General features: G+C 69.6%; 20 protein-coding genes. 9 read left to right on the top strand and 11 right to left on the bottom strand.

The genetic code is table 11. From position 1 onward, the window contains the following. Window positions 1–37: 37 nt before the first annotated feature. Genes HUW62_RS05855 through HUW62_RS05845 form a run of 3 tightly spaced genes read right to left on the bottom strand, consistent with a single transcriptional unit; the run spans window position 38 to window position 4,495 of the window. Window positions 38–1,267: an extensin-like protein gene (locus tag HUW62_RS05855; protein WP_163863431.1), complete on the bottom strand. Its 1,230-nt coding sequence runs from the start codon at window positions 1,265–1,267 to the stop codon at window positions 38–40. 8 nt (window positions 1,268–1,275) lie between these two features. Further along, window positions 1,276–2,235 (bottom strand): ParA family protein, encoded by a 960-nt coding sequence (locus tag HUW62_RS05850; protein WP_163863433.1) that lies wholly within the window; start codon window positions 2,233–2,235, stop codon window positions 1,276–1,278. Window positions 2,236–2,275: 40 nt separating this feature from the next. Beyond that, window positions 2,276–4,495, bottom strand: a complete 2,220-nt coding sequence (locus tag HUW62_RS05845) for a HEAT repeat domain-containing protein (protein WP_176433825.1) — start codon at window positions 4,493–4,495, stop codon at window positions 2,276–2,278. 696 nt (window positions 4,496–5,191) lie between these two features. Between HUW62_RS05845 and HUW62_RS05840 the strand changes: the two genes are divergently transcribed. From HUW62_RS05840 to HUW62_RS05830, 3 genes are all read left to right on the top strand, one after another. Then, on the top strand, window positions 5,192–5,551 hold the full coding sequence (locus HUW62_RS05840; protein ID WP_141643418.1) for a helix-turn-helix transcriptional regulator: 360 nt from the start codon (window positions 5,192–5,194) through the stop codon (window positions 5,549–5,551). Window positions 5,552–5,751: 200 nt separating this feature from the next. Next, window positions 5,752–6,648 carry a fatty acid desaturase gene (locus HUW62_RS05835; RefSeq protein WP_163863438.1) on the top strand — a complete coding sequence of 299 codons (897 nt, stop codon included), beginning with the start codon at window positions 5,752–5,754 and terminating at the stop codon, window positions 6,646–6,648. Between the two features lie 80 nt (window positions 6,649–6,728). Next, complete coding sequence (locus HUW62_RS05830) at window positions 6,729–7,484, top strand: helix-turn-helix transcriptional regulator (RefSeq protein WP_240356164.1); 756 nt, start codon at window positions 6,729–6,731, stop codon at window positions 7,482–7,484. A gap of 19 nt (window positions 7,485–7,503) precedes the next feature. Here the strand turns inward: HUW62_RS05830 and HUW62_RS05825 are convergent, their stop codons facing one another. Both HUW62_RS05825 and HUW62_RS05820 read right to left on the bottom strand, forming a co-directional pair. Then, a complete protein-coding gene (locus tag HUW62_RS05825) occupies window positions 7,504–8,109 on the bottom strand; it encodes a glutathione S-transferase family protein (protein ID WP_163863440.1) in 606 nt (201 codons plus the stop codon). Further along, complete coding sequence (locus HUW62_RS05820; protein ID WP_163863442.1) at window positions 8,106–8,738, bottom strand: phospholipase D-like domain-containing protein; 633 nt, start codon at window positions 8,736–8,738, stop codon at window positions 8,106–8,108. Before HUW62_RS05820 ends, HUW62_RS05825 begins: the two co-directional genes overlap by 4 nt. A 113-nt stretch (window positions 8,739–8,851) precedes the next feature. Between HUW62_RS05820 and HUW62_RS05815 the strand changes: the two genes are divergently transcribed. The 3 genes from HUW62_RS05815 to HUW62_RS05805 are packed head-to-tail and all read left to right on the top strand — an operon-like array spanning window position 8,852 to window position 12,479. Further along, a complete protein-coding gene (locus HUW62_RS05815; protein WP_163863444.1) occupies window positions 8,852–9,532 on the top strand; it encodes a TetR/AcrR family transcriptional regulator in 681 nt (226 codons plus the stop codon). 29 nt (window positions 9,533–9,561) lie between these two features. After that, entirely contained in the window at window positions 9,562–11,016 is a 1,455-nt protein-coding gene (locus HUW62_RS05810) for an aldehyde dehydrogenase family protein (RefSeq protein WP_176433824.1), read from the top strand. 23 nt (window positions 11,017–11,039) lie between these two features. Then, a complete protein-coding gene (locus HUW62_RS05805; RefSeq protein WP_176433823.1) occupies window positions 11,040–12,479 on the top strand; it encodes an aldehyde dehydrogenase family protein in 1,440 nt (479 codons plus the stop codon). 37 nt (window positions 12,480–12,516) lie between these two features. On the opposite strand, the gene HUW62_RS05800 is transcribed toward HUW62_RS05805, so the two are convergent. Together HUW62_RS05800 and HUW62_RS05795 are read right to left on the bottom strand one after the other, a co-directional pair. Continuing rightward, window positions 12,517–14,139 (bottom strand): ABC-F family ATP-binding cassette domain-containing protein, encoded by a 1,623-nt coding sequence (locus HUW62_RS05800; protein ID WP_163863450.1) that lies wholly within the window; start codon window positions 14,137–14,139, stop codon window positions 12,517–12,519. 285 nt (window positions 14,140–14,424) lie between these two features. Then, on the bottom strand, window positions 14,425–15,480 hold the full coding sequence (locus HUW62_RS05795; protein ID WP_176433822.1) for a zinc-binding dehydrogenase: 1,056 nt from the start codon (window positions 15,478–15,480) through the stop codon (window positions 14,425–14,427). Between the two features lie 435 nt (window positions 15,481–15,915). Here HUW62_RS05795 and HUW62_RS05790 point away from each other — a divergent pair, with 435 nt between their 5' ends. After that, window positions 15,916–16,542 (top strand): phenylalanine--tRNA ligase beta subunit-related protein, encoded by a 627-nt coding sequence (locus HUW62_RS05790; RefSeq protein WP_163863455.1) that lies wholly within the window; start codon window positions 15,916–15,918, stop codon window positions 16,540–16,542. Window positions 16,543–16,610: 68 nt separating this feature from the next. Beyond that, window positions 16,611–17,645, top strand: coding sequence for a phosphotransferase (locus HUW62_RS05785; RefSeq protein WP_176433821.1), 1,035 nt, complete (start codon window positions 16,611–16,613; stop codon window positions 17,643–17,645). Window positions 17,646–17,662: 17 nt separating this feature from the next. Here the strand turns inward: HUW62_RS05785 and HUW62_RS05780 are convergent, their stop codons facing one another. Then, on the bottom strand, window positions 17,663–18,688 hold the full coding sequence (locus HUW62_RS05780) for an NAD(P)-dependent alcohol dehydrogenase (protein WP_163863458.1): 1,026 nt from the start codon (window positions 18,686–18,688) through the stop codon (window positions 17,663–17,665). A gap of 120 nt (window positions 18,689–18,808) precedes the next feature. Here HUW62_RS05780 and HUW62_RS05775 point away from each other — a divergent pair, with 120 nt between their 5' ends. Next, complete coding sequence (locus HUW62_RS05775) at window positions 18,809–19,759, top strand: LysR family transcriptional regulator (RefSeq protein WP_163863459.1); 951 nt, start codon at window positions 18,809–18,811, stop codon at window positions 19,757–19,759. Between the two features lie 157 nt (window positions 19,760–19,916). Here the strand turns inward: HUW62_RS05775 and HUW62_RS05770 are convergent, their stop codons facing one another. The 3 genes from HUW62_RS05770 to HUW62_RS05760 form a co-directional block, all read right to left on the bottom strand. After that, a complete protein-coding gene (locus tag HUW62_RS05770; protein WP_163863460.1) occupies window positions 19,917–22,253 on the bottom strand; it encodes a M12 family metallopeptidase in 2,337 nt (778 codons plus the stop codon). A gap of 158 nt (window positions 22,254–22,411) precedes the next feature. Next, window positions 22,412–22,897 carry a gluconokinase gene (locus HUW62_RS05765; RefSeq protein ID WP_163863461.1) on the bottom strand — a complete coding sequence of 162 codons (486 nt, stop codon included), beginning with the start codon at window positions 22,895–22,897 and terminating at the stop codon, window positions 22,412–22,414. Between the two features lie 275 nt (window positions 22,898–23,172). Further along, window positions 23,173–24,261, bottom strand: coding sequence for a hypothetical protein (locus tag HUW62_RS05760; protein ID WP_176433820.1), 1,089 nt, complete (start codon window positions 24,259–24,261; stop codon window positions 23,173–23,175).

Here is a 24,261-nt window from a genome sequence, read left to right as displayed (position 1 = left end):
TTGCGTCCTCCACCGGCTCGACCCGACGCGACGAGGACTACCGGGCCGCGGCCTGGCTCAGCGCGCGGTGCACGGCCTCCAGGGCCTTGCGTGCCTCGAGCAGTTCGGCGCGCTCGGCGGTGAGTGACGCCACCTGCTGGGCCAGCACGTCACGCTCGCCCTGGAGTGCTTCCACCGCCCGGTGCAGCGAGGTCGACTCGTCCTTGGCGGACTCCAGCTCACCGGCGAGCCTCTCCTCCTCGGCGAGGCTGTCCACCAGGGCCTGCTTGCCGCGAGCCACGGCCTCCTCGAGGACCTCGTGCTCCCTCGCGGAGGCCTGGAGCGCCTGACGGTTCTCCTGGAGGGACAGGAGCGCCTCGTCGCGCTCACCCTCCAGCGCGGCCAGCTCCCGCTCCAGGTCCGCCAGCAGCTTCACGCGGCCTTCCATCTCGGAAGAGAGCCGACGCGCCTCGTCCATGCGCAGGCGGGCTTCCTCGGTGGCCTTCTCCGCCTGACGGCGCGCCACTTCCAGCTCCTGCGTGAGCGAGAGGTTGGCGGACTTCACCTTCACCAGCTCCGCCTGGAGGTGGGTGATGCGCTCCACCGCGCGCTGACCCGCCTCGGCCACCGTCGCCGGCAGGGGCTCCGGACGCGGATTCTCGCGCACCGCCTTGAGGCGGGCCTTCAGCCGCTCGCGGCGCGCGTCGGAGTCATCCTCTTCACGCGGCGGCGCGGGCGTCTGCACCTCCACCTCCTGGGGCGGAGCTTCGACGCGAGCCACCGGCTCGGCGACCATCGCGGTGACATGGGGAAGCGAAGCGTGTGACGAGCCCTGCGTCATGGGATGGGCCTCCTGGGAGTGCCCGGCCGAGAAGCCGTCCAGATGGAACGCAGTGGGGGGAGGCGCCGCGAAGGTGGCGGGAGCTTCGCCGTACTCGTCGTCGAAGCGGGCCGACTCCGGCGACCCAGGCTCTGGAGACGCGTACGTGACGGGCTCGGAGACCTGCGAGGTGAACACCGGCTCCCGGGCGCGCGTCGGCTCCTGCGCACCCAACGCGACTTCCATCGCCTCGGCGGCGGTGGGACGCGGGGCGCGGGCGCGCTCGATTCTGGCGCGGACCTCGGCGGACAGGTCCGCGGAAGGAGGCTCGGGCGGGGCCGAGGCGGAGGGCTCCTGCTCCGAGGACTCGGAGGGGGAGGACTCGGCCGGGTCGGCGACGCCGGTGAACGCGCCCAAGCGGAGGCGCGGCTTGGCGCGAGACACGTTCTGTTCGAAGGCTTTCTTCATGGCGAATCTCAGCCGGCCTGCTGGGTGCCCTTCTTCGGGGCGGCGGCGGCCGCGGCGACGAGGCGCGGCAGGACGTTGTCAATCATGGCCTGGATGTCGCTGGCGCCCTTCGACGTGGGGTCCGCGACGAAGACGGGGCGCCCCTCGCTGGAGGCCTGGGCGAACTTGGTGCACTGCCGGATGATGGTCGGCAGGAGGAACTCCGGGTAGTGCTTCTGGAGCGCCTCCAGCGCTTCCTTCGCCAGCTTGAAGGTGGCGTTGAAGGAGTTGACCACGATGAACACGTGGTCGAGCACGTGGTTCAGGTCCTCCTCCAGGCTCTGCACCGTTTCGAACAGCAGCTTGAGGCCGTGGAAGGAAAGGAAGTCCGCGAGCACGGGGACGAACAAGTCGTTCGCCGCCATCAGCGCGTTGAGGTTGAGCAGGCCGAAGGACGGGGGCGCGTCGAAGACGACGACGTCGTACTGGGCCTCCACGTCCTTGAGGGCGTTGCGCAGCTTGAACTCGCGGCCGGCCATGGGCATCAGCGAGAGGTCCATGGTGGACATGCTGAGGTTGGACGGGACGAAGTCCAGGTTGGGCAGGGAGGACTTCTGGATGACCTTGGCCAGGGGCGTCTTGCGCACCAGCACGTCGAGCAGCGTCTTCTCGAAGTCCTCGCCCTCGTAGCCCAGGCACTTGGTGGCGTGGCCCTGGCTGTCCAGGTCGATGAGGAGGACCGAGTAGCCCAGCTCCGCGATTCGCCACGCGTACGAGGTGGACAGGGACGTCTTGCCGGTGCCGCCCTTGAAGTTCAGGAAGAGCTGACGGCGGTGGCCAATCTTGTCCGGGAAGCGGTCGAGGGTGGTGCGCAAATCCCAGACGTCGTCCGGGGTGTACACGTCCTTCCGCGCGTCCTCCGGGATGGCCTTCGGAGACACGCCGAGCATCTCGGCCACCTGCTTCGAGCTGTATGTCGGCGCTTCCATGAACGACCCTTCGAAAGACGTACGGGACGGAGACCTTGCCTCAAGCGGCGAAGTATTTGTGTCCCCTTCGGACCACGGAACCTCGGGCTGATAGCAGGGTGAGTGCTTCCTGGGCGAGTTCCACGGGGGCCCCCAGGGCGGTCGTCAGCTCGGCGAGCGAGCGACCACGAACCGCGACGCGGACCTCCATCAGCATCTGCCCGCAGAGCGTCTCGACGGGTGAAACACCCGGGCGGCCCGAGGGGGGACGTGCTTCGGCGGCTCGCGCTGGAGCGGGAGGAGCAGCGGCGGGCACGGGCGCCGGAGCACCCATCGCCACCAGGGCCGCCTGGACAGGGGAGAGTCGAGGAGCGGCGGCGGGCCGGGCGGCCTGCGCTGTCGGCTGCGAGGGAGTGCCCGTCGCGGACTGGCCTGGCGCGCGCTGGCCGGACTGCGCGGTGGGGAGAAGCGTCGAGGGAGGAGCCCCGCCCGCCTGCATCGGAGCACGGGCAGCAGCCTGCGCCGAGGGAACGCCCCCCTGCCCCACGAAAGCCGGAGCCGGGATTTGCCGACCCCCTACCGAGGCCACGGCCTGAGGCGATGCAGCGGAACCCGCGGCGTGCCGAGCACCCACGGCGACCATGGCCTGCGGCGCAGCCGCGAAACCCGCGCCCTGCCGGGCACCCACGCCGACCACGGCCTGCGGCCCAGCGGCGGTCGCACCTACGTAGGCCATCCCCTGCGCCTGCGCGGAGCCCATCGAGGCAGCCCCATGGGCCCCCTGTGCGGAAGCCATCGAGGCAGTCCCGTGGGCCGAGCCAGCGGACATCATCACCTGCGTAGGACTCATCGAGGCAGTCCCATGGGCCATGCCCGAGGCGGCCACGTGCGCGGAAACCACCGCCTGCGCCTGAACAACCAGGGTGCGCGCGACCATCGGGCGCGCCGCATCCTCCAGCCGTGCGCGCACGGGCTTCACGGGCAGCGTCGCCAGCCTGCGAATCTCGCGGCGCCGGTGCGTGTCATCCAGCGAGACCACCGCCGACACGTCGTGTCCCAGGATCCGCGACAGGCTCTGCGCCGCCGCCTTGCGCACGCGCGGCTCGCGGTCGCCCAGCGCCTCCAGCAACAGCGTGCGAGCGTTCTCCCCGCTCCCAGCCCCCAGCGCGAGCGCCGCCAGCGAGCGGACCTCCGAGTCCGCGTCGTGGATGGCTTCCTCGCCCAGCCGCCGCGCCGTCTCACCCTCCAACCCCAGCGCCAGCAGCGACGCCCGGCGACGCACGGAGCGGTCCGGGTCCTTCATCGCCTGCGCCAGATGCGGCGCCGCGTCCCGAGGCGCCAACGTCAAGAGCGCCTTGAGCGCCGCGATACGCACCTCGGGCACCGGCGACGCCAATAGCGGAGACACCACCGGCGAGCCTTCTTCCCGGCACAGCGCCGCGAACGCCTGGAGCAGCGCCACCTGCGCCGCCGAGTCCGTCTCCGCGTGCAGCGCGCTCGCCAGCGCCGGAGCCGCCGCCGGCTGGGACAGCGCCTTCAGTCGCTCCGCTGCACGAATCCGCGCGGCGGGGTCCGGCGCGGACAGCTCGCGCACGGAGAACCCGAACAGCGTCTCGTCTGTCGAAGCCCCCACGCCACCCTGCCCGGACAGCTCCGCGAGCTGCGCCTGGCTGACGCCGAGACGCCCCGCCTGGAAGAAGCGCTGGGCCTCGCGCGCCACCGGCGACAGCCCCTCCAACAGGGGCTCCAGCAACGCGGCTCGAATCGGCGTGCTCGGAGCGGAAGCACTGGCGGCCTGCGCCTTCGCGGCCCCCTCGGCGAGCGGCACGGCCGGCCCGCGCATCGGTACCTTGACGACCGGCGAGGCCACGCGCTGCGACTCCCCGTTCAGCAGCGCCTCGCTGCGAAGCTGGGAGATGAACGACGCCAGGTCGAACCCCAGGTCGTCGTCCTCGTCGTCGCCGTCCTTCGTCGACGTGCGCAACCGACTGGCGTTCAGCAGCCGGTCCATCAGCTGGTCGCGCTCGCCGCGCAGCGCCTGCGTGAGCCGCACGGACTCCTCGCGCTCCGCCTGGAACCGCCCGGCGCGAACCTCCAGCGCCGCCACCTCGCGGCGCAGCTCCAGCTCGCGCTGATGCGCCTCCGCCAGCTCACGCTTGAGGTGCTCCATCTCCTCGCGCGTCGAACCCAGCTCGCTGAGCAGTTGCTCCGCGCGCGCCTCGAAGTAGACAATTTTCTCGAGTGCGCTCTTGAGCAGCGCGTCCGGACGCTCGTCGCTCACGACCTCAACGGCCCTCCCCGCGAGGCAGCGCGGTGCACCCCCGACCCACCGGGGGGCGCTCACCCTACGTCAGACGTCCCGCCTTCGTAAACCACGGAAACACCAGGGCTTTTCCTTGAACTCCCGGCCTCTCCATTGACAACGCCGCGCAGGCCGACTTTTCGGCCTCGGAGGTGAGCACCGCCTTTCCGCCACACGCCGACGGTCGCGCCAGGACCGCTGAACACCTGCACCGTGAGTGCGGCCGCGCGGCGGGTGACGTCCAGCACCGGACGTTGCTCCGGAGCGACGTTCGCGGTGAGCCCGACGCGTCCTGGAAACGCTCCGCGTGAAGCCCCACTCGCACGCACGCCACGTTGATCCACCCGCGACAGGCGCTGATCTCCCCGGAGCCGATTTTTCGGCCTCGCGCGGCATTTGGCGAGATTCGCGTCCAGCGCCCGCATGGTGCCTTCCCCGGACGCCGGAACCCCACTTCCGGAGCCCCCCAGGAGCGGCCTCGGACACGTGTCCCGACAGGGTCCGAAACGCCTTCGGGTTCAAGCGCTTTCGCACGCCCTTCTGGATGCACCTGAATGTCAGACCCCACCCGTAGTCTGTGTTCCACGAGGTCAGGAGCCCGCAGGCACTTCTCCCCGGTACCTCTCCGCCGAAGCGCGGGGGGTGAAGCCCTCTTTCGACAGGTTTCCGCACGCCATGGAACAACGATTGGCCACCATCATTGGAAATGCAGTTCGCGCGGCGCGGCAGCGGCTGGAGCTCACCCAGGCCGACGTGGCCGAGCGCGTGGGAATCGCCACCGAGGTGTACGGGCGGCTGGAGCGCGGCCACATGCTCCCCAGCGTCCGCACGCTGAGGAAGCTGTGTCTGGTTCTCAACTGCTCGTCGGACGTGCTGCTCGGCATGTCCGGCGTGGAAGGCGCGCCCACGCTCGCCGAGGACCCGCCGGAGTATCGCGAGCGTCCCGAGGTGCGCCGACTTCTGCGCACCGTGCGCAAGCTGGATGCGCCCCGGCTCAGGCTGTTGGGCCAGGTCGCCAACGCGCTCGAAACGTGAACCCCGCAGCACGCCCGCGACGCGCTGCTTCCATTCCTCATCCGTGGAAGACAGCGAGCGCGGGCGGAATCAGTCCCGGGGCGGGGTGGACCCGGGTTGCAACGGATTGAGGGGGACGACGCTCGAGGTTGCGCGTTTTCGCAAGCGCTTGGCGTATGGAATGAAGCGGCGAGGCGAGCGCAAGCCTACCTTCGTGCTTCATGACTCGCCCCTCCCCCGCCCCCGCTCTCGACTTGCCGCAGCTCGCGGTACACGCGCTGTGGTGGGTGTGGTTCCCTTCCTTCCTGTTGAGTTGGGACCACCTGGGCCTCTGGGGCCGCGTGGGCATGTGCGTCGTCGGCTGGGCGGTGCTGTTCTGGAACTACGCCGTCCTGCACAACCACATGCACGTGTCCATGGCGCGCCCCAAGGTGCTGCACTGGGTCGTGTCCCGGACGCTCGGCCTGGCGTGTGGGTTCCCCTACCGGGGCTACTACATCCACCACTTCAACCATCACCGGTACAACGACGGCCCGGGGGACTGGGGTCAGCGGCGGCCGGGTGAAGGCGCCCTGCGTTATTGCCTGCGCTCGGCGCTGACGCCGTGGTTCTGGCCGTTCGAGGCGGTGGCCAACGTGTGGCGGTGGGCCAAGAAGCGCAACCAGCGCCTGGAGCTCATCCTCGACTTCCTCGTCGTGGACGGGGGCATCCTCGCGGTCATCCTCTGGCGCCCGGCCCTGGGGCTGGCGTGGTGGGGGGTGCTGCTGGTGGGACAGGTCTGCATCCACTGGCTCAACCTGGCGGCCCACTTCGAGACGGACTCCACCCAGAAGGCGGCCCTGGGCACCACGTCCACCTCCCATCTGTACAACCTGTTCTTTTTCAATGCCGGTTACCACCAGGCCCACCACGTGAAGCCCCAGGTGGCCTGGCGGGAGCTGCCGGTGGTGACGGCGGAGCTGGCCGGGACGGCGCAGGTCCGGCCGGAGTTGGTCACTTCGCTGGCCCCCATCAATCCCTTCTGGGTGGCCAAGGTGGCGAAGCGCTATTCTGCCGAGCCGTGCGATCGGCAGACGGCGTCGACGATTACTTCAGGGACCCCCACGGCCGTTACCTAGTCGGGGAAGGCTTCCTGCATTGGTACGCTTCGGCGGACCTGTGCGGCTTCATCCTCTGGGGCCGCCCGGCCGAGGCGCACGTGCGCCGGCTGGTGCATGTGCTCGATGTGGAGCTCGCCCCCGCGGCGCCGCATGCGTCGCTGGTGGATGCGCGGCGGCTGGAGGCGGCGGACCCCGCCGCGTTCGCGGTGCTCGTGAAGTACATGCAAGCGCGCGAGAAGTCGTTCAGCACGTCCGTGCAGCGGCAGGCCCTGGTGCGTCCGGAGGGCGTGGCGGGCGCGGTGGTGGGCGGGTTCTACACGCTCTTGACGGGCGCCTATCCCAGCAAGGTGTTCACGGACCCCGCGAATGCGCTCGCGTGGCTGGGCCAGCCGGAGGGCCGGGCGGCGCCGCTCTTGTCCAAGCTGAATGACCTGGTGGCGGAGGCCACGGGCCAGTCGCCCTTGCTGCGCGAGCTGCACCAGGCGATGCGCGGCAAGCTGCCGGACATCAACCTGTCGGACGTGGCCCGGGAGATGGGAATGTCCGAGCGCACGCTCCAGCGCCGGTTGAAGGAGGCGGGGACGTCCTTCCAGGCGGAGCTGAACTCGGTGCAGGTGCGTATGGCGCAGGCGCTGCTGCTGGAGACGGACATGAAGCTCACCGCCGTCGCGGTGGAGGTGGGCTGCGCATCGCTCCAGCACTTCAGCAGCCTGTTCCGCAAGCTGGTGGGCGACTCCCCCAGCTCGTGGCGAGAGCGACAGCAAGGCAAGGCGTCCGCCGAGGCGAGCGCCCAGGCAGAGGAGCCCGCCATCGCCGCCGCGGTGAATCGCGGCGAAGGGCCCCCGAGCGAATAGCCGCCAGACGGAGGGCGTCCTACTGCTGGGCGCGCCGCGCGGCGGGACGAGCCATCTGCCGCTCCACGTAGGAGCGCAGGGCGGGGAAGTCCTCCAGCAGCCCCATGCCTCCACCCCAGTTGAGGATGGACGCCATCACCACGTCCGCCGCGGTGAAGCGCTCGCCCACCAGGAACGAGCGCCCCTTGAGCTTCTCCTCCAGCATGCGGGCGATATCCGTGAAGCGCTTCTGGCCCCGCTCCGCCTCCCCGGGCACGCGCTCGTGCTCCGGCAGGAAGCGGCTGTGCGCGGAGTACGCGGACAGGGGCGGCTCCATGGTGGCCATGCAGAACATCATCCACTGGTAGTACTCGGCGCGCTCCACGGTGCCGAGCGCCGGCGCGAAGCCCGCTTCCGGGAACTTGTCGGCGAGGTGCAGGAGAATCGCGGCCGACTCGAAGACGGCGTGCCCGTCATCCTCCAGCGCGGGCATGGAGCCCATGGGGTGCACGCGCAGGTACTCGGGGCTCTTGTGCTCGCGCTGGAGCAGGTCCACCGGCACCAGCTCGTACGGGACTCCCAGCTCCTCGAGCAACCAGCGGGGTCGCGTGGCGCGCGTCTTCTGGGCGAAGTAGAGCTTCATCATCGTCGTCGAGACTCCGAGGTGTGTCGCTTGAGCCGGCGAGCCTTGCCCAGCCGCACGGCGTCGCGCGAGCTTCGCATCTCCCCCAACCTGGTGGGTGCGGGGATTATCGGGTCCGGGCACACCGCCCGCAGCTTGCACCCCCGGCATTCGGCCCCGCTCCACACCGCCTCGTAGAGCGCCGTCACCCGGTCGATGACGTCGAAGTCCTCCGTCACGAACCCCAGCTCGAAGTTGCGCACCGCGTCGCCCTTCGCGCCCAGGCCCGCCCCCGTGAGATTCGCGCTCCCCAGGTAGGCCCACGCCCCGTCCACCACCACCGCCTTGAAGTGCACGCGCGGGCACACCTTCAACTCCAACCCTCCCGCCACCAGCCGGGCCCGCTCGTCGAACGCCGCGCGGAACGGACGGCTCGGCAGCTCCGCGTGCAAGAGCCGCAACGACAGCCCTCGCGCGGACAGCCCATCCAGCACCTCCACCAGCGGAACGAAGCGCCCCTTCGACTCCACGTACATCGCCTTCACGTTCGCCGTCGCAATCCACACCGACTCGCGCGCGTGGAGCAGCTTCTCCAGCACCACCTCCCGGTACAGCTCGCTGCCGGACAGCAGTTCCGCCTGGATGGGACGCATGGCGACACTCTCACACACATACCCACCACCCTCCAGTCGGGGGCCATTGTTCAGCCGTCGAAGCTGACCGCCAGTCAATTGACGACTGACCCAAGGTCACCTATTGATGACCCATGGTCAGCAACGTGGGCGAGAAGGCGGGACGGGCGGCGCCCCAGCGGGCGCGCAAGGACGAGGACAAGGAAGCGCGGCGGCGCCAGTTGCTGGACGAAGCGCTGGCGCTCTACGAGGCCACCTCCTACGCGGAGGTGAAGATGGCGGACGTGGCGGAGCGGGCCGGGCTGGCCAAGGGCACGGTGTTCCTCTACTTCCCGACCAAGGAGGCGCTGTTCCTGGCGCTCCTGGACGACCTGCTCTTCTCCTGGTTCTCGCGGCTGGACGCGCGGCTGTGTCAGCCGGACGCGACGTGGACGGGCCCGTGGCTGGCGCGCACCGTGGCCGAGTCGCTGGAGCCAGAGACGTCGCTCACGCGGCTGCTCGCGATGCTCCAGACGGTGCTGGAGCAGAACGTGACGGTGGAGCAGGCGCGGCGGTTCAAGGAGCGGCTGCTGCAGGCGATGCTGCACATCGGCGCGCTGCTGGAATCGCGAATGACCTTCCTGCGGCCCGGCGAGGGCCCCCGAGTGCTGGTGCACCTGCACGCGCTGGTGACGGGCCTGCGGCAGATGGCGGACGTGGCGCCCGTGGCGCGCGAAGTCCTGGCGTCGCCGCACATGGCCCCCTTGCGAATCGACTTCACCGCCGAGCTGACCGCGGCGCTCACCACCCTCTTGCGCGGGCTCGAGGCCCGCTGAAGCACCCCGCCACACCCCAGGAGCCAACCATGCTGGAGCTCGTCCCCGTCACCACCGAGTCGAAGCCCACCGCGGACCTCGCGCGCATCCAGGCCGCCTTCCAGGCCCAGCGCGCCAACCGCTGGGTGATGTCGCGCACCACCACCGCCGAGCGCATCGCCCGGCTCAAGCGCCTGCGCGAGGCCATCATCGCTCGCCGCGACGAGCTGGCCGAGGCCATCCACCAGGACTTCCGCAAACCCGCGCTGGAGGTGGAGCTGACGGAAATCCACCCGACGCTGGAGGAGCTGAACCACACGGTGAAGCACCTGTCGTCGTGGATGAAGCCCACGCGCGTGGGCACGCCCCTGCTGCTCGCGGGCTCCTCCGCGCACGTGCGCTACGAGGCGCGCGGCGTGGTGCTGGTGCTGGCCCCGTGGAACTACCCCTTCCAGCTCCTGATGGCGCCGCTCATCGCCGCCATCGCCGCGGGCAACACGGTCATCTGCAAGCCCAGCGAGAAGACGCCTCACACCGCGCGCTTCCTCTCGCGGCTGGTGCGGGACGTCTTCCCGGAGAACGAAGTCGCGCTGTTCGAGGGCGGCGCGGAGACGGCGGAGGCGCTCTTGGAGCTGCCCTTCGACCACTTCTTCTTCACCGGCAACCCGCGCATCGGCCGCAAGGTGATGGAGGCGGCGGCGAAGCACCTGGCCAGCGTGACGCTGGAATTGGGCGGCAAGTCGCCGGCCATCATCGACGAGACGGCGGACGTGCAGGCCGCGGCGGAGCGGCTCGCGTGGGGCAAGTTCATCAACGGCGGACAGACCTGTGTCGCGCCGGACTACGTGTTCGTGCACGAGTCACGGCAGCAGGCCTTCATCGACGCGCTCAAGGCGGTCATCGCCCGCTTCTATGGGGCCACCGAGCCGGAGCGGCAGGCGAGCGCGGACTTCTCGCGGCTGGTGGACCAGGCGGCGTGGCGACGGGTGAAGGACCTGGTGGACAGGACGGTGGCGGCTGGAGCGAAGGTCGAGGTGGGCGGGGTGGCGGACGGGCCCTCGCGCTACCTGGCACCCACCGTGCTGACGGGCGTGACGCCGGACATGGCCATCATGGAGGGGGAAATCTTCGGGCCGGTGTTGCCGGTGATGACGTACCGCTCGCGTGACGAGGTGTACGCGCACATCCAGGGGGGGGACAAGCCGCTGGCGCTCTACGTCTTCAGCCAGGACAAGCGGGCCGTCGAGGACGTATTCCGCAACACGACGTCCGGAGGGGCCGTGGTGAACAACGTCCTCATCCACGTGGCGAACCCGAACCTGCCCTTCGGCGGGGTGGGAATGAGTGGCCTGGGGCACTACCACGGCGTCTACGGCTTCCGGACCTTCAGTCACGAGCGCGCCGTGTCGGTTCAATGGATGAAGTCGCTGGCGGCGGTGTTCTTCCCGCCGTACCGCGGAAAGGCGCAGGAATGGGCCTCCCGCGCCAGCCGGCTGTTGGAGTAGGCCAGACAGCCAGAGGAGCCGGGATGCGCGTGGTGAAGCAGGAGGAGGAGCTGATTCCCCGGGCCTTGCAGGAGGCGTTCGAGCGCCTGCGGGCCCGGCGCTGGGACGTGGCGCGGCGCGGCCCCGGCGAGCGACTGGAGAGGCTGGAGAAGCTCAAGGCGCGCATCATCGAGCGGCGGGATGCGCTCGCGGACGCCATCCACGCGGACTTCCGCAAGCCCCGCGCGGAAGTCGAGGCGACGGAAATCCTCCCGGTGCTCATCGAACTGGAGCACGTGCGCAAGCACCTCAAGGCGTGGATGAAGCCGCGCAAGGTGACGACGCCGCTGGTGCTCACGGGCACCTCCAGCCACGTGCGCTACGAAGCACGCGGCGTGGTGCTGGTGCTGGCTCCGTGGAACTACCCCTTCAACCTGCTGATGCTGCCGCTGATAGGCGCGGTGGCGGCGGGCAACACCGTGATGTGCAAGCCCAGCGACAAGACGCCGAAGACGTCGCGCTTCCTGGCGGAGCTGGTGCGAGACACCTTCCCCGAGGACGAAGTCGCGCTGGTAGAGGGTGGCGCGGAGGTGGGCGAGGCGCTCTTGCGGCTGCCGTTCGACCACTTCTTCTTCACCGGAGGGCCGCGCGTGGGGCGGCGGGTGATGGAGGCGGCGGCGAAGCACCTGGCCAGCGTGACGCTGGAATTGGGCGGCAAGTCGCCGGCCATCGTCGACGCGACGGCGGACCTGGAGGCCGCGGCGGAGCGCGTGGCCTGGGGCAAGTTCCTCAATGGCGGGCAGACGTGCATCGCCCCGGACCACGTCTGGGTGCATGCGTCGAAGGAGGAGGCGTTCCTCGCGGCGCTGAAGGTGGCGCTGGAGCGCTTCTACGGACGCTCCGAGGAGGCGCGGCGCGCGAGCACGGACCTCTGCCGCATGGTGGATGACGGCGCCTTCGCGCGGGTGCGCGGGCTGATGGACCGCACGGTGGCGGCGGGGGCGCGGGTGGTGGTGGGCGGCGGCGTGGACGCGGAGACGCGCTTCATCGCGCCGACGGTGCTGGCGGACGTGGCGCCGGATGCGCCGCTGATGGAGGAGGAGATTTTCGGGCCGGTGCTGCCGGTGCTGCGCTTCGAGTCGCTCGACGAGGTGGTGACGCACGTGCGCACGGGCGGCAAGCCGCTGGCGCTCTACGTCTTCAGCCATGACGACGCGGCGGTGGAGCGGCTGCTCCAGGAGACGAGCGCGGGCGGCACGTGCATCAACACCGTGGTGTTGCACAACGTGAACCCGAACCTGCCCTTCGGCGGCGTGGGCGCGAGCGGCCTGGGCGCGTACCACGGAGAGACGGGCTTCAGGACGTTCAGCCACGAGCGCGCGGTGCTTCGCCAGGGCCGTACGACGCTGGCGAACCTGTTCTTCCCTCCGTACACCGGCAAGGCGCGGAAGCTGGCGCGACTGGCCAGCCGCCTGTTCGAGTAGCCGCGCATCCCGAAGGAGCGCGGCCTCTCGCCGTCACTCAACTTCGCAGACCTGGCGCCTCGTGGCCGGTGCGCGCCACGTACTCGGTGTAGCCGCCGCCGTACTGGTGGATGCCTTCCGGCGTCAGCTCCAGCACGCGGTTGGACAGCGCGCCCAGGAAGTGACGGTCGTGCGAGACGAAGAGCATCGTGCCTTCGTAGCGGGCCAGCGCCGTAATCAGCATCTCCTTCGTCGCCATGTCCAGGTGGTTGGTGGGCTCGTCCAGCACCAGGAAGTTGGGCGGGTCGAAGAGCATCTTCGCCATCACCAGACGCGCCTTCTCACCACCCGACAGCACGCGGCACTTCTTCTCCACCTCATCGCCGGAGAAGCCGAAGCACCCGGCCAGCGCGCGCAGCGAGCCCTGGCCAGCGCGGGGGAACGCGTCCTCCAGCGACTCAAACACCGTGCGCTCACCATTCAGCAGGTCCATGGCGTGCTGGGCGAAGTACCCCAGCTTCACGCTGCCACCCACCGTCACCGCGCCGGTGTCCGGAGTCGTCGAGCCCACCACCAGCTTCAGCAGCGTGGACTTGCCCGCGCCGTTGACGCCCATGACGCACCAGCGCTCGCCACGGCGCACGAGGAAGTCCATGCCCTCGTAGATGGTCCGCTTGCCGTAGGCCTTGTGCACGGCCTTCAGGTTCACCACGTCGTCACCCGAGCGCGGCGCAGGCTGGAACTCGAACAGCACCGTCGTGCGGCGCTTGGGCGGCTCCACCTTTTCAATCTTCTCCAGCTTCTTCACGCGGCTCTGCACCTGCGCGGCGTGCGAGGCGCGGGCCTTGAAGCGCTCGATGAACTTCAGCTCCTTGGCGAGCATGGCCTGCTGGCGCTCGTACTGCGCCTGCTGCTGCTTCTCGTTCTGAGCGCGCTGCTGCTCGTAGAAGTCGTAGTTGCCCGAGTACGTCGTCAGCGAGCCGCCGTCGATCTCCACCATCTTGGTGACGATGCGGTTCAAGAACTCGCGGTCGTGCGACGTCATCAGGAGCGCGCCCTCGTACCCCTTGAGGAAGCCCTCCAGCCAGATGAGGCTCTCCAGGTCCAGATGGTTGCTCGGCTCGTCGAGCAGCATCGCGTCCGGGCGCATGAGCAGGATGCGCGCCAGCGCCACGCGCATCTTCCAACCGCCAGACAGCGCGCCGACGTCGCCATCCATCATCTCCTCGCTGAAGCCCAGGCCCGCGAGAATCTCCCGCGCGCGGCCCTCCAGCGCGTAGCCACCGAGCTCCTCGAAGCGCGCCTGCACCAGGCCATAGCGCTCGACGAGCTTCTCCATGTCGTCGGCCTTGTCCGGGTCGGCCATGTCCGCTTCGAGCGACTTCATCTCCCCGGCGACCGAGCTCACTGGACCGGCGCCGTCCATGACCTCGGCCACGGCGGAGCGGCCGGACATCTCGCCGACGTCCTGGTTGAAGTAGCCGATGGTGACACCACGGTCGACGGCCACCTGGCCTTCATCGGGGTGCTCCTGGTCGGTAATCATCCGGAACAGCGTCGTCTTGCCGGCGCCGTTGGGGCCGACGAGCCCGACCTTCTCCCCCTTGTGGAGAGCGGCCGAAGCCTCGATGAAGAGAATCTGCTGGCCGTGCTGCTTGCTGATGTTGTCGAGACGAATCATGTGCGTAGGGGTTGCCCGGAAGGCGGGCGCGGCGCCCTTATGCCATGGGGGACGCCGAAGGAGGACTGTTCCGAACCCTCGACCTCCGCTTCCCATGCCCGAGGCCTGCCCACCAAGGGGGCGTCCGCCCTGGAGCAGGGAGGGGGACCTACATGGGCCGGCCGCATCCCCTCGACATCAGGCCCCTAGGCTGGTGCCCATTCCGCCAGGAGCGGATCCGCACCAGGTCCGGACACTCTCCTGGGTGCTCGGCCGCCCGCTCCCCCGCCGTGCTGCCCGTGAGCCTCAGGGCGTGATGACGAGGCGGATGGGATTGCCTTCCTTCTTCACCAGCCGCTCCACGCCCTTCGCCACGTCCTCCAGCGGCAGCGTCGCCGTCACGGAGCGCGAGACGTCCAGGCGCTTGGTGCTCACCAGCGACACGAGCTGGTCCAGGTGCTTCTTCTCGTAGCCCAGGTGTCCCTGAAGCGTCTGGGAGCGCAGGCCGAAGTTCACACCGGCGCCCAATTGAATCTGCTCCGGTGACAGGCCCACCATCACCACGCGCCCGTAGCGCCCGAGGCACAACGCCGCCTGCGCCAGTACCGAGTTCGCCCCCACCAGGTCCACCGCCACATCCAGGCCCAGGCCATGCGTGTGCTGGAGCACCTGCGCACGCACGTCCGGAGAGCGCGGATCCAACGCCACGTCCGCGCCGAACTCCAGCGCGCGATTGCGCGCGGCCTCGTTCGTGTCGAACGCGATGATGGGCGTCGCTCCCATCATCCGCGCAATCTGTACCGCGTGGACGCCAAGCCCGCCGATGCCCCACAAGCCCACCGACTGCGCGGGCTTCAGCTTCGCGCTGTCCAGCAAGCCCGCGTACGGCGTGGCCACCGCGTCCGCGAGGATGGCCGCCTGTTCGAACGGCAGGTGGTCGGGAACCAACGAGAGCACGAAGTACGGCACCACGACGTACTCGGCCCAGGCGCCGTCGTAGTGGAAACCCATGATTTGGAAGTCGAGGCAGTCCGTCGGCTGACCGTTGGAGCACTTCGCGCAGCGACCGCAGGGCTTGCCACCCGCCATCGCGACACGCTGCCCCACCTGCCAGCGCGGCACGCCCACGCCCACCTCGTCGATGACGCCCGAGGACTCATGTCCCGGTGTCACCATCGGCAGCGGAGAGCGCAGCGAGCCGTCGAGCAGGTGCGCATCCGAGAGACAGATGCCGCACGCCTTCACTCGCACCCGCACCTCGCCCGGACGCGGCTGGGGGACGGGGACGTCGGTCACCGTCAACGTCCGCGCGGCCGTATCGAAGCGCGCCGCCCGCATCATCCGCTGGTTCGCGTCTGCCATCGATTGCTCCTCCTCGCCGCGCATCGTGGGGCACGAGCGGGCGCCAAAGCTCGGAAGGCGCGACCGTACCACGCACGCCCGGGGGCGCTGGTTGCTCTCATGCGCGCCTTTCACCCTGGCGCGAGGACGACACTCTTACGGCACCGGTTCAGCTCTGGTTCAGCTCCGAGCGGTCTGGAACGACTCGCACTGCGAAACCAGCTCCGTACCCATCTGCCTCCCATGGGCAACGCGACACCGGGTGCGTGGGCATCGCCTCCGTGCCCGAGCACCGCCGCCAGCACAGGCTCCGCATGTGGCGGAGGCGACATCACCGCCGTTTGCGCGCACCACCGCCGACAAAGGCAGGCTCCACATGTGGCGTAGGCGGCATCACCGCCGTTTGCGCGCACCACCGCCAGCACGGGCGCGCCGTGTGGCGTAGAGTGCCCGGCTGTGCTGACCGTCGAACCGCATCCGTCCCTGGACACCCTGGCCTTCACCACCACCTTCCCCGCACCGCTGGGCTCCCTGCCCTCGCCGGAGTGGCTGGTGGCGCTGCTGAAGTCGGATGCCTCCGCGCCGCTCTCCAGCGACGACGCCGTGCGAGGCGCGGTGCGCGACATGCTCCGCCACGGCGGCTACAAGCCCACCGGCCGAGGCAAGCCCGCCAGCGAGTACCTGGTGCGCGCCGCGGGCGATGGCTCGCTCGGCACCATCAACACCGCGGTGGACCTGTGCAACGCGGTGTCCCTGCACAGCGGACTTCCCGTCAGCGTCGTCGACATGGACCGCGCCACGTCTCCCTTCCGCGTGGCCATCGCTCCCGAGGGCGCGCAGTACGTCTTCAATGCCTCCGGACAGAGCATCGACCTGGCGGGCCTGCTGTGCCTCTTCGACGCGGAGGGCCCCTGCGCCAATGCCGTGAAGGACGCGCAGCGCACCAAGACGAACGCCGACACGCGCCGCACCCTCACCCTTCTCTGGGGCGCGAAGAGCCTGGGCGACCGCACCGCGCGCGCCTTCGCGTGGTACCGCGAGCTGTTGGAACGCGCGGGCGCCACCGTGGAGCGGCTCCCCTGAGCGCCCTGGACCTGGAGCAACTGCTCGCCGACGGCGCTCGCTCGCTCTCCGCCGCCTGGGGACGCCCCGTGCTCCTCGCGGAGCCCGAGGTCCTCCGCACCCAGTCCCGCTGTCACGTCGTGCGAGCCCGCGTGCGCGGTGGCGACGTGCCCACCGTCATCCTCAAGCACTTCCACGAAGACCCCGTGCTCGGCCTGGACGAGTGGGCCGGCCTGGAGCTGCTCGGCCGCCACAACCTCACGACCGCCCCGGGCCTCATCGCTGGAGACATCCACTCGCGCCTGCTCGTCCTCCAGGACTTGGGCAGCGGCCCCAGCCTGGAAGACCTCTTCAACGCCGACGACGCGAGCGCCGCCACCGGAGGACTGCTCGCCGTGGCCCGCCTCACCGGCCAGCTCCACGCGCGCACCCGGGGCCTGCAGGGTGACTTCGACCTGCTCCGCCACTCGCTCAACCCACGCCCGCTGCGCGTCCGCATCGACAACGCCCGCTATCTGCTGGACCACACGGACCGGCTGCGGCGCTGGACGGAGGCCGTGGGCACGCCCCTGGTCCCCGGCACGCAGGAAGACGTGGAGCAGCTCGCGCGGGAGCTGGCCGAGCCCGGCCCCTTCCTCGCGCTCACCCACGGGGACATGGCCCCGAGCAACACCCTCTTCACCCCCAGCGGCCCGCGCCTGCTCGACTTCGAGTACTGCGGCATGCGCCACGCGCTGTACGACGCGCTCATGTGGCTGCTCGTGGTGCCTTTGCCAGACGAGCTCGTCACCCGCGCGGACCTCACCTACCGCATCACCCTGGCCCCCGTCTGCGAGGCGGCCCAGACGGACACCACCTATACGCACGCGCGCGCCCTCGTCGCCACGGCTCGCACGGTGAACATGTTCCAGTGGCTGTCGCCCAAGGCGCTGGAGCGGGACAGGGACTGGGCGCCAGGCTACTCCGAGCGCGCCGCCCTGCTGCGCCACCTCGCGCGCTCCCGCGTCCTGCGAGAGCCCACGAACATGGTCCCCGCCCTCTCCCAAACCCTCGCCGCGCTGGAGGAGCAACTGGTGGAGCGCTGGGCGGGAACACCGACCTTCACCTGGCCCGCGTTCCGGTAGACGCCCCGCCGACGCGCTCACTCGCGGACGCGAATCACCACCTTGCCGAAGGGTCCCCGGTCCAGGTGCTCGAGCGCCTTCGGGAACTCGCGGAGCGCATACGTCGCGTCGACCACGGGCTCCAGGCGCAGTGAATCCACCGCGCGCACGAAGTCCTCCAGCCCGCGCCGATTCCCCACCGTCACGCCCTGGAGGGTGCCCTGCGTCTGGAACAACGGCAGCACCGGGAAGCGCATGTCGAAGCCGTCCAGCACGCCAATGAGCGTGACACGCCCCGCGGGCGCCAGCGCCTTGACCGAGCGCCCGAGGTTGTCACCGCCCACCATCTCCAGGATGTGGTCCGCGCCGCGCCCGCCCGTCAGCTCCACCACCGCCTTCTCCCAATCCGGCGACTGGCGTCGGTGGATGCCATGGGTCGCGCCCAGCTTCTTCGCGCGCGCGAGCTTCTCCTCATCCCCCGACGTGACGATGACCCGAGCGCCCAGCGCCGATGCGAGCTGCACCGCGAACAGCGACACGCCACCAGTGCCCTGTGCCACCACCGTCTGTCCTGGCCGCAGCCCACCCAACTCCACGAGCGCCGTCCACGCGGTGAGCCCCGCGCACGGCAGCGTGCTGGCGCGCACGTCATCCAATGACTTGGGCGCGGCGACGAGCCAGCTCTCCGGCATCGTCACGTACTCAGACAGCACGCCCTGAAGGCTCCCGCCCAGGCTGCGCACGGAGCCATTCACGCGGGGCACCGGCCCCTCCACCCAATCCGTGTTGAACGCGGCGAGCACCCGCTCCCCCATCCGGACGCGAGTGACGCCACTGCCCGTGGCCACGACCTCGCCCACCATGTCGGAGGTGGGAACGAAGGGCCACGGCACGTCCGAATAGCCCGCCGCATCCAGGAACAACTTCTCGCGGTAGTTCAGCGACACCGCGGAGACTCGCACCAGGGCCTCGCCCGCGCCCGGTGTGGGAATCGCCAGGCTCGCCAGCTCCAGGTTCGCCCGACCGGGCTTGCGCAGCTCCCACCGCTTCATCACGCCATCCATCGTCTCTCTCCGTTGCCGTGCCACCGAGGGGCGCGGGGGATATACCGACGCGGATATGTCGCCAGTGACGAGACTTCGGCGCTTTACTGGTGACAGGATTTCTCCAATGGACGCCACGCCATGACGATGGACCGACTCAGTGGAGTGCACACCTTCGTCCAGGCCGCCGAGGCCGGGGGCTTCGCGCTCGCCGCCGAGCGCCTGGGCCAGTCCCGCTCCGCCGTGGGCAAGAGCATCGCCCGGCTGGAGGAGCGGCTGGGCACCCGCCTGTTCCAGCGCACCACGCGCAGACAGAGCCTCACCGAGGACGGACAGGTCTTCTATGAGCGCTGCGTCCGCGCGCTCGCGGAGCTGGAAGCAGCCGAGGCGGCGCTGGACTCCGGGCGTCGCGCGCCCACGGGCCGCCTGCGTGTGGCCGCGTCCGTGTTGTTCGGTCGGCACTGTGCGGCGCCGCTGCTGTGGGAGCTGACGCGCCAGCACCCGGGGCTGGAGCTGGAGTTGTGTTTCAGCGACCGCGTGGTGGACCTCATCGAGGAAGGCTTCGACCTGGCCATCCGCGCCGCGCCCCTGGCGGCCCACGCGGGCCTCACCGCGCGCAAGCTCGGCGTGCAGATGATGAGCGTCTGCGCCTCACCCCGCTATGTCGCCCGACGCGGCCGACCCAGGACGCTCGCGGACCTCGCGAAGCACGAGGCCATCAACTACGGGCGCGCGGGCGTGAGCAATTCCTGGCGCTTCCCGGACGGACAGGGCGGCGAGCGACTCATCGCGGTCCAGGGCCGGCTGCGCTTCGATGACCTGGAGACCATCGCCGATGCCGCCGTCCAAGGCGCGGGGCTCGCGTGGCTTCCGAGCTGGCTCATCGCCGAGCGGGTGCACAAGGGCGAGCTGGTGACGCTGCTGGAGAACGAGGGGCACCACGGCAATGAACTCTTCGCCGTGTGGCCCCAGAACAAGCACCTGCCCTCGAAGGTGCGCGCGGCCATCGACATCCTCGTCGCGCGCATCCCCGAGCGACTGTCCGCCGAGGAGCAACGACGGACCGTGAGGACGCGAAAGCGCCACCGCTAGCCACGGGCCACACGCGGGTTCATTGCTGGCGCACCGATGCACCGTCGGGGAATGCGTCGGTTGGGCGTGCTCGCGCGGATTGCTCCCGTGCTCGACTCCCTCTAGCGCCCTCGAAGGCGCGCGCGGCGAGCGACCTCTTCGCCGCGCACGATAAGCCCTAGAGACCTCCGCCGAAGCGGTCTCCCGTCTCCACCGAGTCGGTCTGCCCCGAAGGAGCCTGGGACCAGCGCTGCTCTCCCGCGCGTGACAGCCCCATGTCCCCCGCGCTGTACAACACGTGCACCGCACCCGAGTCGACCGCGCTCCCCACGTCCTCGTAGGGCACTCCCACCGCCAGGTCCACGAAGCCATTCCCGTCGTAGTCGCCCGCCGTCAGCCGGAAGCCGAACTCATCCTGGTACTCCGCGCCTTCATCCACGGTGGAGCCCACCTGGGACCAGCGCTGCTCGCGCGCACCGGACAGTCCACCCGGCGCGCCATGCAACACGTGCACGATGCCCGCGCCAGCGATGCCCTCCACGCTCTCCGAGGGCACACCGATGGCGAGGTCCGCATGGCCGTCTCCATCGAAGTCCTCGGCCACCAGCGAGGAGCCCAGACCATCTCCCTCCTCGGCCACGTCCGAGATACCCGCCGAGTCCTGACTCCAGGAGAGAGCCCCCGTGGACTGGAGCCCCGCGGTTCCGCCGCGCAGCACCGTCACGGCGCCAGCCAGCGCCTTGAAGCCCACCGTCTGTCCTGGCGCGCCGATTGCCAGCTCACTCCGGCCATCTCCGTTGAAGTCCCCCGCCGCGAGCGCGGCACCGAAGCGCAGCTCCGCGCTCACGGCACCTGGCACCCCATCGCTCCCCGGAACCCAGAGCTGGTTGCCCGTGCTCGTCAGACCATCGATGGAGCCGAACAGGACGTTCACCGCGCCCACGTCCTCGGCGGTGCCCACATCCTCGGAGGGCACGCCCACGGCCAGCTCGTCGAAGCCATCGCCGTTGAAGTCGCCCGCCGCCAGCGCGGAGCCGAAGCGGTCTCCCGTCTCCGTGACTTCGAGCACGTGCGCCGACGCCTGACTCCAGCTCTGCGAGCCCGTGCCGGAGAGCCCTGAGGCGGAGCCGTACAACACCGTCACCAACCCGGAGTCGAGCGCCGACGAGCCATAGTCCTCCGCGGGCACCCCCACAGCCAGGTCATCATACCCGTCGCCATTGAAGTCCCCCACCGCCACCGTGGTGCCGAAACCATCGAACGCCTCCGCGCTGTCGGGCACTCCCGTGCTGTTCTGGTGCAACACCTTGTCGGTGCTGAAATCCACACCCTGCGCCGACCCCAGGAAGATGTGGACCGAGCCCGCGTCGACAATCCCATTCACGTCGTCCCCGGGCACGCCGACCGCCACATCCGCGAAGCAGTCTCCGTTGAAGTCACCCACGGCCACGGCGGCGCCGAAGTGGTCGTCGAGCCCCGCCGTGTCCTCCACACCCGACACGTCGCGATGCAGCCACAATCCCGTCGCTCCCAGCCCCGTGGCCGAGCCCAGCACGATGCTCACCGCGCCCTGGTCCACGCCCGTGCCCACGTCTTCATCCGGTGCGCCCACGACAAGGTCCGCGAAGCCATCTCCATTCACGTCGGAGCGGCGCCCGTAGCCGTGGAGGCGCTTCACCGCGCAGGCATCCGCGTTCGTCGGGGCCGTGCGGTTCGCGGTGAAGTACGAACCATCCAACCGGGTGATGGTGGGCGAGTCATTCGCGGAGAACGCCTCCGGTGCGTAGTGCATGATGGAATCCAAACCATACGGCCCCAGGTTGCGGCCCGCCGCGCCCTCCTGCGCGAAGGTCTCGAAGGCATGGGCATACCCCTCCTCGATGTTCTCGAAGTGGATGAGGACATTCTTGTCCCGGTCCGTGCGCGCCTGCTCGTGCCAGAGCCCCAGCACGTGCCCCACCTCATGAAGCGTGCTGCCCGTGGTGCAGCCCGGCGCGAGCGTCACGAACTGCTGACCGCCGATGCGCCCGACGTGCGACGAGCAGCCCGTGCCCGGCCGGAACGTGACGTAATCCGTCTGCGTGGTGCGTGGCACGAAACGGATGGGCGTGAGCAATTCCCACCGCGCCATGGCCCCCGCGACACGTCCGATGTCCGGCAGCGCCGCATCCAACGTGAAGGGCACCACGCCACCCGGCCAGCGCGTCATCGCTCGCGTGGACACCGCGCCCAGTGCTTCCACCGACTGCGCGGAGAGCTGTCTCGCCGGAACCTCGGGCGTCAGGAGGATGTCTCCCTGGAAGACGCGCTCACCATCGACGCGCTCGTAGGCGAGCGTGCGAAGCCCTCCGCCCACCTGGAAGTCCGCGCGATGCACTTCTCCCGTGCGACCTGGGAAGGCTCGCTCCTGTCGGATGGCCTCGCTTGGGGCAGCGGCGTCACCACCACAACCACTCGCGCCAAGGGCCAGCAGGCCGTGCGCCACGACGACACACCCACGTGAAACGTGTTTCATCCCCGGAAGTCTCGACATTGAAATGTCTCTCCAGAAAGTCGGGCACGGCGCCCCGCGAGACGCGGGACAGCATTCGTGCAACCCGATCTACATGTGCATCTGGGTCAACATTTACAGGAACGGTCTGACATTCCTGGCGGAATCCAGGGGCAAGCGCTTCAGAGGTTGAGTCCCTCGCGGATGCGCGCCACGACCTCCGGTGGTGGGGGCGAGACATCCACCTCCAGCGCCTGCGTGGGCACCTCCAGCGTGGCGAGCTGGCTGTCCAGCAACGACGGCGGCATGAAGTGGCCGTGGCGCTTGCCGAGCCTGCTGGCCAGCACCGCGCGCGGCGCATTCAGATACACCCATCGCGTCTGCTTCGGGTCCACCTCCAGGCGGTCCCGGTAGGTGCGCTTGAGCGCGGACGAGGCCAGCACCAGGTCCTCGCCTCGCTCCAACGCCGTCTGGAGCTGACCGCGCACCAGGTCGAGCCAGGGCCAGCGGTCCTCGTCCGTCAACGGAACCCCCGCCGACATCTTCGCCACGTTGGACCGGGGGTGCAGGTCGTCCGCGTCCAGGAAGCGCCAGCCCAGGCTCGCCGCCAGGGCCTTTCCCACCGTCGTCTTCCCGGCGCCCGACACTCCCATGATGATGACGACCATCCCGTGCGGCCTCCTCGAACCGTGGACCTCTGGACAGGTTGCGACTCCCTCCATCGGAGCGCCACTCCCGTCCCCGGCAAGTGCCCACCGCGCTACGTCCTCGTGAGGGCGACAGCCCCACTCCGTCCATCGACGCGGCGCCAGGCCGCTTGCCTTACCGGGCAGGCAGGCTCCCAGGCAGCGGCGCCACTTGGGCCCATGTCACATGGCGATCACAGGTGGGAGCGCATGAGCCGCGCAACCGCGAGGACGCGCCTCCTCGGTTCACCCAAGAATCACTTCTGGTCGGCGAGCCGCCTCTGTCCCGGCGCCGAGAATGGAGAGGACGCCCGTGACGGCCCCACGACACAGGCGCCCCGGAGTGACTCCTCGGAGCGACACTCGCAGATGGCGGTCGTTCCTGGCGCATACCCCCTTGCGACCGCCACACCCGCGAGGATGACCGACAAAGCTGCCGCCGCCGTACCGACATCACCCATCGAGGCCGCGGGATACATCACGGGCAAGCGCTCGCGGCGGGTACGATAGATACGAGCATGCGAGAACGTCGTCTCCCAGGCCGCATAGCGCTCTCCATTGTGGTTCGAGACAACGAACGAAACCTCGGCTTCGCTGATACGAGCGTCGTCGATCGCCAGGCGGACCGCTTTTCCGAGCCCCTCACCAACGGAGTAGTGTTGGCCGCCCACGGTGTGCGGCTCGTGAGCCGAGCCGGCCCCACGCAGCGCGGCAAGCGGAACATAGGGGCTCTCGCGACCCGAGCGCGAGACACAGAGGAATGCAGCCGCCTCTCCCGGAATCAGGCCCTGAGGGTTCCCTTCCTCATGGAGCCGGTGGACCTTTCTCAGTCGCTCGATATCCGTGTCGTTGAGAAGAGAATCAACTCCTCCAATGAACGCGCGTGTAATGGCGTTCCGTGCAAGGAGTTCGCGTGCGGCGGCGAGCGCTTCGAAGATGGAGGCCGCGCCTCCGTCCAACACACGCGAGCCCTGATGGAGTACCAATCCATGACGCGCCGCCAGCATTGAAACGAAGTCCTGGCGCGGGATGCCCTCGAGTCCAGGATGTTGCCGGAACGGCTCAGGAGGACAGACGAACAACGCCACGGGCCGAATGGAGGGACGCAGCGAGCCAACACACTCCTCAAGGGCTCTACTCGCGAGATTCAGGAGCCACTCCCGAGGGGTGCGCCGGAGCGCACGTCCCGCCTTCACGCGAGCGGCCTTGAGCGGCTCTCCGGGCGGAGGAACGGGAATGGAATACGAGACCCGGTTGATTCCAGCACGGATTGCCGCACACGTGGAGAAGCTATCGAGCCCGACGGGGGTCACCGCACCGCAGCTCTCCAGGTAGAGCGTGCTCAT

It is taken from the genome of Myxococcus sp. AM011 (assembly GCF_013372595.1).
GTDB lineage: Bacteria > Myxococcota > Myxococcia > Myxococcales > Myxococcaceae > Myxococcus > Myxococcus eversor.
This window is presented reverse-complemented; position numbering and strand designations above follow the sequence as displayed.